11 protein-coding genes, 4 tRNA genes and 1 rRNA gene are annotated in these 15,106 nt (G+C 55.5%); all 16 read right to left on the reverse strand.

What is annotated here, in order from left to right:
- Positions 1-47 precede the first annotated feature (47 nt).
- The 16 genes from rpoC to rrf all read right to left on the reverse strand — a co-directional run bounded on the left by rpoC (position 48) and on the right by rrf (position 15,104).
- On the reverse strand, positions 48-4,247 hold the full coding sequence (rpoC, locus tag GIW48_RS04235; protein ID WP_017135962.1) for a DNA-directed RNA polymerase subunit beta': 4,200 nt from the start codon (positions 4,245-4,247) through the stop codon (positions 48-50).
- Between the two features lie 64 nt (positions 4,248-4,311).
- Positions 4,312-8,385 (reverse strand): DNA-directed RNA polymerase subunit beta, encoded by a 4,074-nt coding sequence (rpoB, locus tag GIW48_RS04240; RefSeq protein WP_017135961.1) that lies wholly within the window; start codon positions 8,383-8,385, stop codon positions 4,312-4,314.
- A gap of 219 nt (positions 8,386-8,604) precedes the next feature.
- Positions 8,605-8,970: a 50S ribosomal protein L7/L12 gene (gene rplL / locus GIW48_RS04245; RefSeq protein ID WP_010566858.1), complete on the reverse strand. Its 366-nt coding sequence runs from the start codon at positions 8,968-8,970 to the stop codon at positions 8,605-8,607.
- 78 nt (positions 8,971-9,048) lie between these two features.
- A complete protein-coding gene (gene rplJ, locus GIW48_RS04250) occupies positions 9,049-9,549 on the reverse strand; it encodes a 50S ribosomal protein L10 (RefSeq protein ID WP_003176433.1) in 501 nt (166 codons plus the stop codon).
- 199 nt (positions 9,550-9,748) lie between these two features.
- A complete protein-coding gene (gene rplA / locus GIW48_RS04255) occupies positions 9,749-10,444 on the reverse strand; it encodes a 50S ribosomal protein L1 (protein WP_003232403.1) in 696 nt (231 codons plus the stop codon).
- Positions 10,444-10,875 (reverse strand): 50S ribosomal protein L11, encoded by a 432-nt coding sequence (gene rplK, locus GIW48_RS04260; RefSeq protein ID WP_003176435.1) that lies wholly within the window; start codon positions 10,873-10,875, stop codon positions 10,444-10,446. Before rplK ends, rplA begins: the two co-directional genes overlap by 1 nt.
- Before the next feature lie 117 nt (positions 10,876-10,992).
- Positions 10,993-11,526 (reverse strand): transcription termination/antitermination protein NusG, encoded by a 534-nt coding sequence (nusG, locus tag GIW48_RS04265; protein ID WP_003176436.1) that lies wholly within the window; start codon positions 11,524-11,526, stop codon positions 10,993-10,995.
- 9 nt (positions 11,527-11,535) lie between these two features.
- Positions 11,536-11,904, reverse strand: a complete 369-nt coding sequence (gene secE / locus GIW48_RS04270) for a preprotein translocase subunit SecE (RefSeq protein WP_003194658.1) — start codon at positions 11,902-11,904, stop codon at positions 11,536-11,538.
- Between the two features lie 45 nt (positions 11,905-11,949).
- Positions 11,950-12,025 (reverse strand) — tRNA-Trp (locus GIW48_RS04275).
- A 161-nt stretch (positions 12,026-12,186) separates the two neighbouring features.
- Positions 12,187-12,262, reverse strand: a tRNA-Thr gene (locus GIW48_RS04280).
- A gap of 26 nt (positions 12,263-12,288) precedes the next feature.
- Positions 12,289-12,362, reverse strand: a tRNA-Gly gene (locus GIW48_RS04285).
- A gap of 24 nt (positions 12,363-12,386) precedes the next feature.
- Positions 12,387-12,471, reverse strand: a tRNA-Tyr gene (locus GIW48_RS04290).
- Between the two features lie 142 nt (positions 12,472-12,613).
- Entirely contained in the window at positions 12,614-13,060 is a 447-nt protein-coding gene (locus GIW48_RS04295; RefSeq protein WP_017135960.1) for a hypothetical protein, read from the reverse strand.
- A gap of 7 nt (positions 13,061-13,067) precedes the next feature.
- Positions 13,068-13,817, reverse strand: coding sequence for a pantothenate kinase (locus GIW48_RS04300; protein ID WP_017135959.1), 750 nt, complete (start codon positions 13,815-13,817; stop codon positions 13,068-13,070).
- Positions 13,807-14,766 (reverse strand): bifunctional biotin--[acetyl-CoA-carboxylase] ligase/biotin operon repressor BirA, encoded by a 960-nt coding sequence (gene birA / locus GIW48_RS04305; RefSeq protein WP_017135958.1) that lies wholly within the window; start codon positions 14,764-14,766, stop codon positions 13,807-13,809. Before birA ends, GIW48_RS04300 begins: the two co-directional genes overlap by 11 nt.
- A 222-nt stretch (positions 14,767-14,988) precedes the next feature.
- Positions 14,989-15,104: ribosomal RNA gene (gene rrf, locus GIW48_RS04310) — 5S ribosomal RNA — on the reverse strand.
- Between the last annotated feature and the right edge of the window lie 2 nt (positions 15,105-15,106).

The raw sequence follows: 15,106 nt of genomic DNA on the forward strand, positions 1-15,106 counted from the left end.
TCCGACGAATGGGGGCTGCCAGGGCCCAGACTTATTTATCGCAGAACTCAGTTACCGCTTGAGTTCAGCGCTTCGGTCAGTGCAGCTTCCACTTCACTGGCGCTTACGCGCAGCGGCTTGTCAGCATCACGGCGGCGCTTGCGCTCGCTGTGGTAAGCCAAACCGGTACCTGCCGGGATCAAACGACCCACGACTACGTTTTCCTTCAGGCCGCGCAGGTAATCGCGCTTGCCGGTTACCGCTGCTTCGGTCAGTACGCGAGTGGTCTCCTGGAAGGAGGCCGCCGAGATGAACGACTCAGTGGACAACGACGCCTTGGTGATACCCAGCAACACACGAGTGAACTTGGAGACAAATTTGTCTTCCGCGCCCAGACGTTCGTTTTCTACCAGTACGTGAGTCAGTTCCATCTGGTCGCCCTTGATGAAACTGGAATCGCCGGATTCAGCGATTTCAACTTTACGCAGCATCTGACGCAGGATGGTCTCGATGTGCTTATCGTTGATCTTCACGCCTTGCAGACGGTAAACGTCCTGGATCTCGTTAACGATGTACTTGGCCAGCGCACTCACACCCAGCAGACGCAGGATGTCGTGTGGATCGCTCGGGCCGTCGGAGATAACTTCGCCGCGGTTTACCTGTTCGCCTTCGAAGACGTTCAGGTGACGCCACTTCGGAATCAGCTCTTCGTACGGATCAGTACCATCGTTCGGGGTAATGACCAGACGGCGCTTGCCTTTGGTCTCTTTACCGAACGCGATGGTGCCGCTGACTTCAGCCAGAATCGACGCTTCTTTCGGACGACGAGCTTCGAACAAGTCGGCAACACGCGGCAGACCACCGGTGATGTCGCGAGTCTTCGAAGTTTCTTGCGGGATACGCGCGATAACATCACCGATCGCGATCTTCGCACCATCCGCTACACCGACCAGGGCGTTGGCTGGCAGGAAGTACTGAGCGATTACGTCAGTGCCTGGCAGCAACAAGTCCTTGCCGTTGTCGTCAACCATCTTAACGGCAGGACGGATGTCCTTACCGGCAGCTGGACGATCTTTCGCGTCGAGTACTTCAATGTTGGTCATACCGGTCAATTCGTCAGTCTGACGCTTGATCGTGATGCCTTCTTCCATGCCCACGTAGGTCACGGTACCTTTCATTTCGGTAACGATTGGGTGAGTGTGCGGATCCCACTTGGCCACGATTGCGCCAGCGTCGACCTTGTCACCTTCTTTAACCGAAATCACAGCACCGTACGGCAGCTTATAACGCTCACGCTCACGACCGTAGTCATCAGCGATTGCCAGCTCACCGGAACGGGACACAGCAACCAGGCAACCATCCACTCGCTCAACGTGTTTCAGGTTGTGCAGACGGACAGTACCGCCGTTCTTCACCTGAACGCTGTCAGCTGCGGAGGTCCGGCTTGCCGCACCACCGATGTGGAACGTACGCATGGTCAGCTGGGTACCCGGCTCACCGATGGACTGGGCAGCAATTACGCCAACCGCTTCACCGATGTTCACCTGGTGACCACGAGCCAAGTCACGGCCGTAGCACTTGGCGCAAATGCCGTAGCGGGTTTCGCAGCTGATCGGCGAGCGAACAATCACTTCGTCGATGCTGTTGAGTTCGATGAACTCGACCCACTTTTCATCCACCAGGGTGCCAGCAGGAACGATAACTTCCTCGGTACCTGGCTTGAATACGTCACGGGCAATTACTCGACCCAGTACGCGCTCACCCAACGGTTCTACAACGTCGCCGCCTTCGATGTGCGGAGTCATCAGCAGACCGTGTTCGGTGCCGCAGTCAACTTCAGTCACAACCAAGTCTTGCGCAACGTCTACCAGACGACGAGTCAGGTAACCGGAGTTAGCCGTTTTCAACGCGGTATCCGCAAGACCCTTACGAGCACCGTGAGTGGAGATGAAGTACTGAAGTACGCTCAAACCTTCACGGAAGTTCGCAGTAATCGGCGTTTCGATGATGGAGCCGTCCGGCTTGGCCATCAGGCCACGCATACCGGCGAGCTGACGGATCTGCGCAGCAGAACCCCGTGCGCCCGAGTCGGCCATCATGTACATCGAGTTGAACGACTCTTGATCGACTTCTACGCCATGACGGTCGATAACCTTCTCTTTCGAGAGGTTAGCCATCATCGCCTTCGACACTTCGTCGTTGGCCTTGGACCAAAGGTCGATCACTTTGTTGTACTTCTCGCCCTGGGTTACCAGGCCGGAGGCGTACTGGCTTTCGATTTCTTTCACTTCATCAGTTGCAGCATTGATGATCTGAGCTTTTTCATCCGGGATAACGAAGTCGTTAACACCGATGGAAACGCCGGAAATGGTCGAATAAGCAAAGCCGGTGTACATCAGCTGGTCAGCGAAGATCACGGTCTCTTTCAAACCAACCACGCGGTAGCACTGGTTGATCAGCTTGGAGATCGCCTTTTTCTTCATCGGCAAGTTGACGACGTCGTACGACAGGCCTTTTGGCACAACTTGATACAGCAAGGCACGGCCGACAGTGGTGTCGACAATACGGGTGCCGCTCACGCTGCCGCCATCACGGTCGTTGACGGTTTCGTTGATCCGCACTTTGACCTTGGCGTGCAGTGCGGCTTCGCCGGCACGGAACACACGGTCAACTTCTTGCAGGTCAGCGAACACACGACCTTCACCTTTGGCGTTGATCGCTTCACGAGTCATGTAGTACAGACCCAATACAACGTCCTGCGACGGAACGATGATTGGCTCACCGTTGGCTGGCGACAGAATGTTGTTGGTCGACATCATCAACGCGCGCGCTTCCAACTGGGCTTCCAGTGTCAGCGGTACGTGCACGGCCATTTGGTCGCCGTCGAAGTCGGCGTTGTACGCAGCACAGACCAGAGGGTGCAGCTGGATAGCCTTACCTTCGATCAGTACTGGTTCAAACGCCTGGATACCCAGACGGTGAAGGGTCGGTGCACGGTTGAGGAGAACCGGGTGTTCGCGAATCACTTCAGCGAGAACGTCCCAAACCTCTGGCAGTTCGCGCTCGACCATTTTCTTGGCCGCTTTGATGGTGGTCGCGAGACCGCGCATTTCCAGCTTGCCGAAGATGAATGGCTTGAACAGCTCAAGTGCCATCTTCTTGGGCAGACCGCACTGGTGCAGACGCAGGGTCGGGCCTACGGTAATTACCGAACGACCGGAGTAGTCAACACGCTTGCCGAGCAAGTTCTGACGGAAACGACCTTGCTTACCCTTGATCATGTCAGCCAAGGATTTCAGAGGACGCTTGTTGGAACCGGTGATAGCGCGGCCACGACGGCCGTTGTCGAGCAAGGCATCGACAGCTTCTTGCAACATACGCTTTTCGTTGCGCACGATGATGTCCGGAGCGGACAGATCGAGCAGGCGCTTCAAGCGGTTGTTACGGTTGATCACGCGGCGGTACAGGTCGTTGAGGTCGGACGTCGCGAAACGACCACCGTCCAACGGTACCAGCGGACGCAGGTCTGGCGGCAGAACCGGCAGAACGGTCAGCACCATCCACTCTGGCAAGTTGCCGGAACCCTGGAAGGCTTCCATCAACTTCAGACGCTTGGACAGTTTCTTGATCTTGGTTTCGGAGTTGGTTTGCGGAATTTCTTCGCGCAGACGGCCAATCTCGTGCTCCAGGTCGATAGCGTGCAGCAGCTCGCGGACAGCCTCGGCACCCATACGGGCATCAAAGTCGTCGCCGAATTCTTCCAGCGCTTCGAAGTACTGCTCGTCGTTCAGCAGCTGACCTTTTTCAAGGGTGGTCATGCCTGGATCGATAACGACATAGCTCTCGAAGTAGAGAACGCGTTCGATATCACGCAGGGTCATGTCCATCAGCAAGCCGATACGGGACGGCAGCGATTTCAGGAACCAGATGTGGGCAACCGGCGAAGCCAGTTCGATGTGCGCCATGCGCTCACGACGAACCTTGGCCAGTGCAACTTCAACGCCGCACTTCTCGCAGATCACACCACGGTGCTTCAAGCGCTTGTACTTACCGCACAGGCACTCGTAATCCTTTACCGGGCCAAAGATCTTGGCGCAGAACAGGCCGTCACGCTCAGGTTTGAACGTACGGTAGTTGATGGTTTCCGGCTTTTTAACTTCACCGAACGACCACGAACGGATCATCTCAGGCGATGCCAACCCAATACGGATGGCGTCGAACTCTTCGACTTGACCCTGGTTTTTCAGCAAATTCAGTAGGTCTTTCAAGGCCTTTCCTCCTGGCGGAGCAGAGAGCGGGCTAAACAACCCCGCTCTCGATTCGCGTCACGTGTTATTCGGTTTCCAGATCGATATCGATGCCGAGGGAACGAATTTCTTTGATCAACACGTTGAAGGACTCGGGCATGCCCGGCTCCATACGGTGATCGCCGTCCACGATGTTTTTGTACATCTTGGTCCGACCGTTCACATCGTCCGACTTCACTGTGAGCATTTCTTGCAGAGTGTATGCAGCACCGTATGCTTCCAGTGCCCAGACCTCCATCTCCCCGAAACGCTGACCACCGAACTGAGCCTTACCACCCAGCGGCTGCTGGGTAACCAGGCTGTACGAACCGGTAGAACGAGCGTGCATCTTGTCGTCTACCAAGTGGTTCAGCTTCAGCATGTACATGTAGCCAACAGTAACCGGGCGCTCAAACTTGTTGCCGGTACGGCCGTCGAACAGCTGCATCTGGCCGCTTTCCGGCAGGTCTGCCAGTTTCAGCATGGCCTTGATTTCGCTTTCCTTGGCACCGTCGAACACCGGGGTAGCCATTGGAACGCCGCCGCGCAGGTTCTTCGCCAGGTCCAGGATTTCCTGGTCGGAGAAGGTGTCCAGCTCTTCGTTGCGACCGCCGATCTCGTTGTAGATCTCGTGCAGGAACTTACGCAGGTCAGCAACCTTGCGCTGCTCTTCGATCATACGGTTGATCTTCTCGCCCAGACCTTTGGCCGCGAGGCCCAGGTGGGTTTCGAGGATCTGACCAACGTTCATACGCGAAGGTACGCCCAACGGGTTGAGGACGACGTCGACCGGGGTGCCATTGGCATCGTGCGGCATGTCTTCAACCGGCATGATCACGGAGACCACACCTTTGTTACCGTGACGACCGGCCATCTTGTCGCCCGGCTGGATGCGGCGACGGATTGCCAGGTAAACCTTGACGATTTTCAGCACGCCTGGAGCCAGGTCATCGCCCTGCTGCAGTTTGCGCTTCTTGTCTTCGAACTTGTCGTCCAGCAGACGGCGGCGATCAACGATGTAGGCCTGGGCCTTCTCGAGCTGCTCGTTCAGAGCATCTTCAGCCATGCGCAGTTTGAACCACTGGCCGTGCTCAAGACCGTCGAGTACTTCGTCGGTGATGTCTTGACCTTTCTTCAGACCTGCGCCGCCTTCAGCCTTGTGGCCTACCAGAGCGGAACGCAGACGTTCGAAGGTCGCGCCTTCAACGATACGGAACTCTTCGTTCAGGTCCTTGCGGATCTCGTCGAGTTGAGTCTTCTCGATGGACAGTGCACGAGCATCACGCTCAACGCCGTCACGGGTGAAGACCTGTACGTCGATAACAGTACCCTTGGTACCGGTAGGTACACGCAGGGAGGTGTCTTTAACGTCGCTGGCTTTTTCACCGAAGATGGCACGCAGCAGCTTCTCTTCCGGAGTCAGTTGGGTCTCGCCTTTCGGAGTGACCTTACCTACCAGGATGTCGCCTGCGCCAACTTCAGCACCTACGTAAACGATACCGGCTTCGTCCAGCTTGTTCAGTGCAGCCTCACCCACGTTCGGGATGTCTGCAGTGATTTCCTCTGGCCCAAGCTTGGTATCACGTGCCACACAGGTCAGTTCCTGAATGTGGATCGTGGTGAAACGGTCTTCTTGAACAACACGCTCGGACAGGCAGATGGAGTCTTCGAAGTTGAAGCCGTTCCATGCCATGAACGCGATGCGCATGTTCTGACCCAGAGCCAGTTCACCCATGTCGGTGGACGGGCCGTCGGCCATGATGTCGCTACGCTGAACGCGGTCACCCTTGCTCACCAGCGGACGCTGGTTGATGCAGGTGTTCTGGTTCGAGCGGGTGTATTTGGTCAGGTTGTAGATGTCGACACCGGCTTCGCCAGTTTCAACTTCATCATCGGCAACACGAACCACGATACGGCTGGCATCAACGGAGTCGATCACGCCGCCACGACGGGCTACGACGCAAACGCCGGAGTCACGGGCTACGTTACGCTCCATGCCGGTACCTACCAGCGGCTTGTCAGCGCGCAGGGTTGGTACAGCTTGACGCTGCATGTTGGAACCCATCAACGCACGGTTGGCGTCATCGTGTTCCAGGAACGGGATCAGCGACGCTGCAACCGAAACTACCTGCTTCGGCGAAACGTCCATCAAGGTGACGTCTTCCGGCGCCTTGACGGTGAACTCGTTCAAGTGACGAACAGCTACCAGCTCGTCGATCAGGACTTTCTTGTCGTTCATCGTGGCCGAAGCCTGAGCGATCACGTGATCAGCTTCTTCGATGGCGGACAGGAATACGATCTCGTCGGTGACCAGAGCGTCTTTCACCACGCGGTACGGGCTCTCGAGGAAGCCGTACTGGTTGGTGCGCGCATAAGCGGCCAGGGAGTTGATCAGACCGATGTTCGGACCTTCCGGCGTTTCGATCGGGCAAACACGACCGTAGTGCGTCGGGTGTACGTCACGAACTTCAAAGCCAGCACGCTCACGGGTCAGACCGCCCGGGCCCAGTGCAGAAACACGGCGCTTGTGGGTGATCTCGGAGAGCGGGTTGTTCTGGTCCATGAACTGGGAAAGCTGGCTGGAACCGAAGAACTCTTTCACTGCCGCAGCCACTGGCTTGGCGTTGATCAGGTCTTGCGGCATCAGGCCTTCGCTTTCAGCCATCGACAGACGCTCTTTGACCGCACGCTCAACACGCACAAGGCCAACGCGGAACTGGTTTTCGGCCATTTCGCCTACGCAGCGAACACGACGGTTACCCAGGTGGTCGATGTCATCGACGATGCCTTTACCGTTACGGATGTCGACCAGAGTCTTCAGTACCGCGACGATATCTTCCTTGCACAGCACGCCCGAACCTTCGATCTCGGTACGACCGATACGACGGTTGAACTTCATCCGGCCGACCGCAGACAGGTCATAACGCTCAGGGCTGAAGAACAGGTTGTTGAACAGGGTCTCGGCAGCGTCTTTGGTCGGTGGCTCACCAGGACGCATCATGCGATAGATCTCGACCAGCGCTTCCAATTGGTTGCTGGTGGAGTCGATCTTCAGTGTGTCGGAGATGAACGGACCGCAGTCGATGTCGTTGGTGTACAGGGTCTCGATGCGAACAACCTGGGCCTTGGCGATTTTTGCCAGGATTTCGGTGTTCAGCTCGGTGTTGCACTCAGCCAGGATTTCGCCTGTAGCCGGGTGAACGATAACCTTGGCGGTGGTGCGACCCAGGACGTAGTCCAGAGGCACTTCCAGCGACTTGATGCCGGCTTTTTCGATCTGGTTGATGTGGCGCGCAGTAATACGACGACCCGCTTCAACGATCACTTTGCCGTTTTCGTCCTGAATGTCCAGAACGGCAATTTCACCACGCAGACGCGAAGCAATCAGCTCCAGGCTGAGGGTTTCATCCTTCAGGCTGAATACGTTGGTGGTGTAGAAAGCGTCCAGCACCTGCTCAGTGGTGTAACCGAGCGCGCGCAGCAGTACCGAGGCCGGCAGCTTGCGACGACGGTCGATACGCACGAACACGCAGTCTTTCGGGTCGAACTCGAAGTCCAACCACGAACCGCGGTACGGAATGATCCGCGCGGAGTACAGGAGTTTACCGGAGCTGTGCGTCTTGCCGCGGTCGTGGTCGAAGAACACGCCCGGGGAACGGTGCAGCTGGGAAACAATAACACGCTCGGTACCGTTGATTACGAAGGTACCGTTTTCAGTCATCAGTGGGATTTCGCCCATGTAGACTTCTTGCTCTTTGATGTCCTTGATCGCTTTGTTCGACGATTCTTTGTCGAAAATGATCAGGCGGACTTTTACCCGCAAAGGTACGGCGTACGTAACACCGCGCAACACGCATTCTTTGACATCAAATGCCGGTTCGCCCAGGCGATAACCCACGTACTCCAGCGCAGCATTGCCGGAGTAGCTGATGATCGGGAAAACGGATTTGAAGGCCGCATGCAGGCCCACGTCGCGGAACTGATCTTTGGTCGCTCCCGCCTGCAAGAATTCACGATACGAATCCAGCTGGATAGCCAGAAGGTACGGGACATCCATGACGTCCGGCAACTTGCTAAAGTCCTTGCGGATACGTTTTTTCTCAGTATATGAGTAAGCCATCAGCGTTCCCCAGCTTGGTCACCTGCTTGTTTGGCCCCTCCGACGGGAGCAGCCAGAAAATCTTGCAAACCCCATGGTTTGCACCACCGCATCGGGTGGTTACAGCGCGTAATTGGCGGCGACCGAGTCGACAGCCAAGAACGGAAAAAGGCCGGTGGCAAGAGCCACCAGCCATCAGCCTTCAGCTTAACGCTTGGGCTGGAGACGCAAGGTCGATGCTTACTTCAGCTCGACTTTAGCGCCTGCTTCTTCCAGCACTGCTTTAGCTTTGTCAGCGGCGTCTTTCGACACTGCTTCCAGAACCTGGGCAGGAGCGCCGTCAACTACAGCCTTGGCTTCTTTCAGGCCCAGACCGGTCAGTTCACGAACTGCCTTGATCACGTTTACTTTCTTCTCGCCAGCTTCCAGCAGCATGACGTTGAATTCGGTTTGCTCTTCAGCAGCAACAGCAGCAACAGCTGGGCCAGCGGAAGCAGCGGCAGCGGAAACGCCGAATTTTTCTTCGAAAGCTTTGATCAGCTCAACAACCTGCAGAACCGACATTTCAGCTACGGCGTTGAGGATATCTTCTTGGGAGATAGACATTACTGTATTTCCTGAATTGGGGGACGGCCTACGCGGCCATCGAAATAAACAAAAATACGCGAAAGGAGGTGCTCAGCCTTAGGCTGCGGCAGCTTCTTTTTGCTCGCGAACTGCGGCCAGAGTACGAGCCAACTTGCTGGTAGCGCCTTGAATCACGCTCATCAGCTGAGAAATAGCTTCGTTACGGGTCGGCAGTGTTGCCAGTACGTCGATTTGGTTAGCTGCGAGGAACTTGCCCTCGAACGCAGCTGCCTTGATCTCGAACTTATCCTGACTCTTGGCGAATTCCTTGAACAAACGGGCAGCAGCACCCGGGTGATCTTTGGAGAACGCGATCAGAGTCGGGCCGGTGAACACGTCATTGAGAACACTGTATTCAGTGTCAGCAACAGCGCGCTTGAGCAGGGTGTTACGTACAACACGTACGTATACGCCAGCTTCACGAGCCTCTTTACGGAGTCCGGTCATAGCGCCTACTGTCACACCACGGGCATCAGCCACGACAGCGGACAGAGCAGCTTTGGCAGCCTCGTTGACTTCAGCGACGATGGCCTTCTTGTCTTCGAGATTAATTGCCACGGGTTTAACTCCTGCTTGTTACCGTTTCATCTGGCCGAAGCCGGATGTCGTTTTGGTGTCTGATTCGGTAAGGAACCGGGAGCACCATCTGCGTAGGCTTGAGGTTTAAGGCTTGCGCCGCCTACGGTCTTGGATAGCCCCCGCCAGGCAGGGACCCCAATTTTTTCAATTGGCGCGATCTCTCGCACCAACGTATTTCTTATACGTCCAGCGAGCCTTGGTCGATGACCAGACCTGGGCCCATAGTGGTGCTCAGGGTAACGCGCTTGACGTAGATACCTTTCGAAGAAGCTGGCTTGATACGCTTCAGATCAGCGATCAGGGCTTCAACGTTTTCCTTCAGCTTGACGGCATCGAAGCCGACTTTGCCAACGGAGGTGTGAATGATGCCGTTTTTGTCGGTGCGATAACGAACCTGACCAGCCTTGGCGTTTTTAACCGCGGTAGCTACGTCTGGCGTTACGGTGCCGACTTTAGGGTTAGGCATCAGACCACGTGGACCGAGGATCTGACCCAACTGACCTACAACGCGCATTGCATCCGGGGAAGCAATAACTACGTCGTAGTTCAGGTCGCCGCCTTTCATTTCGGCAGCCAGGTCGTCCATGCCAACGCGATCAGCGCCGGCGGCCAGAGCAGCTTCAGCTGCCGGGCCTTGGGTGAAGACAGCAACACGTACAGTCTTGCCAGTACCGTGTGGCAGCACAGTAGCGCTACGAACGACCTGGTCGGATTTACGTGGGTCAACACCCAGGTTTACAGCAACGTCAACGGACTCGCTGAACTTGACAGTCGACAGCTCGGTCAGCAGGGCAGCGGCGTCTACAAAGTTGTAGGCCTTGCCTGCTTCGATTTTGCCGGCGATAGCCTTTTGGCGCTTGGTCAGCTTAGCCATTACACACCCTCCACGTTAAGGCCCATGCTACGAGCAGAACCGGCGATGGTACGCACGGCTGCATCCATATCAGCTGCAGTCAGATCCGCGTTTTTGGTTTTCGCGATTTCTTCCAGCTGAGCACGAGTTACGGTGCCAACCTTAACGGTGTTAGGACGAGCGGAACCGCTAGTCAGACCAGCAGCTTTCTTCAGCAAAACCGAAGCCGGGGTCGACTTGGTTTCGAAAGTGAAGCTACGGTCGCTGTATACAGTGATGATCACTGGAGTCGGCAGACCTGGCTCAAGACCCTGAGTACGGGCGTTGAAGGCCTTGCAGAATTCCATGATGTTCACGCCGTGCTGACCCAGAGCCGGGCCGACAGGTGGACTTGGGTTGGCCTGAGCGGCCTTCACTTGCAGCTTGATGTAAGCGGTAATCTTCTTGGCCATGAGGCACTCCAATTACGGGTTCAAACGCCTCGAAAGGCTCCCCGGTTACTTGCGCGTTTATCCCAGTGACGACAAAACCCCACAGCCTAAGGCTGCGGGGTTGGGATGCTTGCTCAGCTAGACCTTCTCGACCTGGCTGAACTCCAACTCTACCGGAGTAGAGCGACCGAAAATGAGCACTGCCACTTGGATCCGGCTCTTTTCGTAGTTAACTTCTTCGACGGTGCCGTTGAAATCAGCAAACGGACCATCTGTGACACGAACAACCTCACCCGGCTCGAACAACGTCTTCGGCTTAGGCTTGTCGCTACCGTCAGCAACGCGACGCAGAATTGCTTCCGCCTCTTTGTCGGTGATCGGAGCAGGCTTATCAGCAGTACCGCCGATGAAACCCATGACACGAGGAGTGTCCTTGACCAAGTGCCAAGTACCTTCATTCATGTCCATCTGAACCAGCACGTAGCCAGGGAAGAACTTGCGTTCGCTTTTGCGCTTCTGACCATTCCGCATTTCAACCACTTCTTCAGTGGGAACCAGAATTTCGCCGAAGCCATCTTCCATGCCTGCAAGCTTTACGCGCTCTAGCAAAGAGCGCATAACATGCTTCTCGTAACCCGAGTAAGCATGCACAACGTACCAACGCTTAGCCACGGGACACCCTTAGCCAACAATCAAGGAAACAAGCCAGCCGAGCAGGGAATCAAGCCCCCACAACAGCAACGCCATAACCAGAACAACAGCCACAACAATCAATGTGGTCTGCGTGGTTTCTTGGCGAGTCGGCCAAACGACTTTACGAATTTCGGTGCGAGCTTCCTTTACCAGGACCGCGAAAGACTTGCCTTTGGCAGTCTGCAGGCCTACAAAGGCAGCTACAGCAGCAAGAGCGAGCAAAGCGAGTACGCGGTACAGGATCGGCGAAGCAGAGTAGTACTGATTGCCAACAACGCCTACGACCACCAACGCGACCACAGCGAGCCACTTGACGAGATCGAAACGAGAGCTTTGAGCTTCAGCCTTAGGAGTCATCTATGAAGATCCTGTGAAAAGAAAGCCAGACACACCACGTGAATCTGGCAGGTCAGGAGGGAATCGAACCCCCAACCTACGGTTTTGGAGACCGTCGCTCTGCCAATTGAGCTACTGACCTAAAACAAAATCAGGCCGACCATTATGCAGGCCTGAAAAAGACTTTACAACAACCAACCCCACTAGACCTGAAATCACCTGGCAACAAAGCCAAATGCAACACCAACAAGCCGAGGCAGCTGTTAAAACAAAGGCAGATATTTTCATATCTGCCTTGTTATATGGAGCTCTTGAGCGGATTTGAACCGCTGACCTCACCCTTACCAAGGGTGTGCTCTACCAACTGAGCTACAAGAGCAAAACACATTGCACAACCTGCAAACTTGGAGCGGGTAGCGGGAATCGAACCCGCATCATCAGCTTGGAAGGCTGAGGTTCTACCACTAAACTATACCCGCGGAGCTTGCAGCTCACGCTAAAAATGGTGGAGGGGGAAGGATTCGAACCTTCGAAGTCGTAGACGTCAGATTTACAGTCTGATCCCTTTGGCCGCTCGGGAACCCCTCCTAAGCGAGCCGGCATTCTACATCACGCCGGCCTTCTGTCAAGCATTTTCTCATTAAAAATATGAGGTTAGCTGCGTTGACCTTCGCTTCACGCTGTAGACCGTAAAGGTCTTCACTGCGAAGCGGGCGCCATTCTATGCAAACTATTCGACAGTTGCAACGCCTTCGCACAACATTATTTTATGTTTTAACTCATTGAATTCCTTAGCAAGGTTTTCAAACGGCAGATCCTCAGCCAACCTCCTGCTTTCAGGGGCGACACGAAGCCAATAGCCGGAGGCATCAGGCGTATTGAGGAGAAGCACTTTGACCTTTATATCCAGGCTTATGAGGCGCTGCTCTACCGACTGGGCCTGGCGCTGATCAGCGAAACCACCGATGTATAGACACGTACTTTGTGCGTCAGGCGCTTTTGCCCGGTCGCGCCGAACCATGGGGTCAGAGGATTCACTCAATAGGCGAATATCCTGCTGAGAGCCCTTATAGAGACTCAGTGGCGTTACATCTTTAGCACGCAATGGGGCTTCCTGTTGATGCCAGATGTAATAGAAGGCATTGAGAACGAGCAAAAGCAAAAACAGCCAACGCATAAATACCTCAGGACAAAGGGCACGCCATCGCCAGACCAACAAAAACCAGATCAGGAACAAAACGAGCGTGAGGCACGGCATCGGAGACCAGGTCAGCATCCCCGCCAGTCAGAAAAACCGTGAAGTCATTCCCCCAATAGCTCCGAGCCAACTCAAGCTGTGTCAAAACAAACCCTCTGAGCATCAGCGTACAACCCCGCTCAACGGCTTCCACAGTCGTCCGCCCCGGCGAGAGGCGTGCCAGGGCCTGCTCTGCCGCAATATCGTCGTAGCGGATTTTGCGCGTGTGCGTTCGCAACTGGCTGCGCATGAGGGGCATTCCCGGGCAAATGAAGCCGCCAAGGTGCTCACCATCGGCAGCAATAAAGTCTGCAGTGGCTGCGGTACCGAAATCGAGTACCAGGCAGGCACCTGATGCCAGCTTGAAACCACCGAGCATTGCCAACCAACGATCCAGCCCAAGACGCTCAAACTCTTCGTAGCCGTTACGTACCCCCGCCGCCTCCCTCGCTGAGACAGCACAAGACACAACAACCCCAAATGCCCCCTGCAATGCCTCAACCAACTGCCCGGTCTCTTCGGAGGCCCGAACACTTACCAGGCGGCAGCGCGTCAATGACAACCCCGGGATTGCCTTCAGGCCCTCGATCAACTCAAGGTCCGAGCCGACAACACCCTCAGCGGACGCCCTGGCCATAGGCGAATCGAGCACACGCCACTTGATAAAGCTATTCCCACAGTCGAGCTCAAGAATCATCACGCAACCTCAGGCTTAACTCACCGCCGCTGTATATTTTCTCGACACCCTCGACACTCAGCCGCAGCGCGCCCTGGTGATCAACACCCAGCACCACACCATCAATCTGGTTAACACCCGCGATAAGAGATACGGCCTTACCCTGCCACAAATGATTTCGCTCCCACTCTTCCTGAAGCGCAGCAAAACCGAAAGCCTTATGTCGCTCCAGGTGACTTTGCAACTGCAGTCCAAGGCGTGCGACCAAGTGATTTCGGTCGACAGGGGAGCCCGTCTCCAACTGCGCCGACGTCCACTGCTGATCGACCTCTGCCGCCTTCTGCATATTTACGTTGATCCCTATACCGAGCACAACATGGCAAACATCAGCGGGATCTCCAACCAATTCCAGCAAGATACCGGCAATTTTTTTCTGCCCAACCAGGACGTCATTCGGCCATTTCAAGGCGGCGCCCTGGACACCCAACTCACGCAGGGCCTGCATGACTGCCAATCCGACGACAAGGCTAAGCCCTTCCAACTGCCTCAGCCCGCCGTCAATGCGCAATACGAGGCTGTAATACAGGTTTTGAGCAAACGGACTGACCCACTTGCGGCCCCGCCTCCCTCTTCCCGCCGTTTGCTGCTCCGCAAGCACCAGAAATGGCGCCGCGCAACCTGTGCCGACGAGGCGCAAAGCCTCGGCATTGGTGGAGTCTATGGAGTCAGAGATGTAAACAGGCCACGCCAAAGCAGGAGCGCGCTCTTGAATTTCTTCAGCACTCAAGAACACCAATGGAGATGCTAGCTGGTACCCCCTGCCGCGAATTTTATGAATGGGCAGGTTCAATTCAGACTCCAGATGCTGGAGCTGCTTCCAAACAGCACTGCGGCTGACACCCAGGGCAGCACCGAGCGCCTCTCCGGAGTGGAATCGACCATCTTTGAGAAGTGTTAACAACGTCAGCATGCAAGCATCGCCTCACAATGAGGCACGCATGATAGCCATGCGCAAGGTCATTGCATAGAAAGGACAGGATTTAGCACTGGAGGCGGCTGCAAAGCAGGCTTACGTGGCATCTCAGCCTGAACGCGTTGTGATTAACGCCACTCGTGAGCGAGATTTACGCCTAAACGAGCGCCAAAAACAAAACCCCTGATTGCGTTAGCAATCAGGGGTTTTGGAATTTAATCTTGACGATGACCTACTCTCACATGGGGAAACCCCACACTACCATCGGCGATGCATCGTTTCACTACTGAGTTCGGGATGGGATCAGGTGGTTCCAATGCTCTATGGTCGTCAAGAA

It is taken from the genome of Pseudomonas sp. PA-6-3C (assembly GCF_021605825.1).
GTDB classification, from domain to species: Bacteria; Pseudomonadota; Gammaproteobacteria; order Pseudomonadales; family Pseudomonadaceae; genus Aquipseudomonas; species Aquipseudomonas edaphica.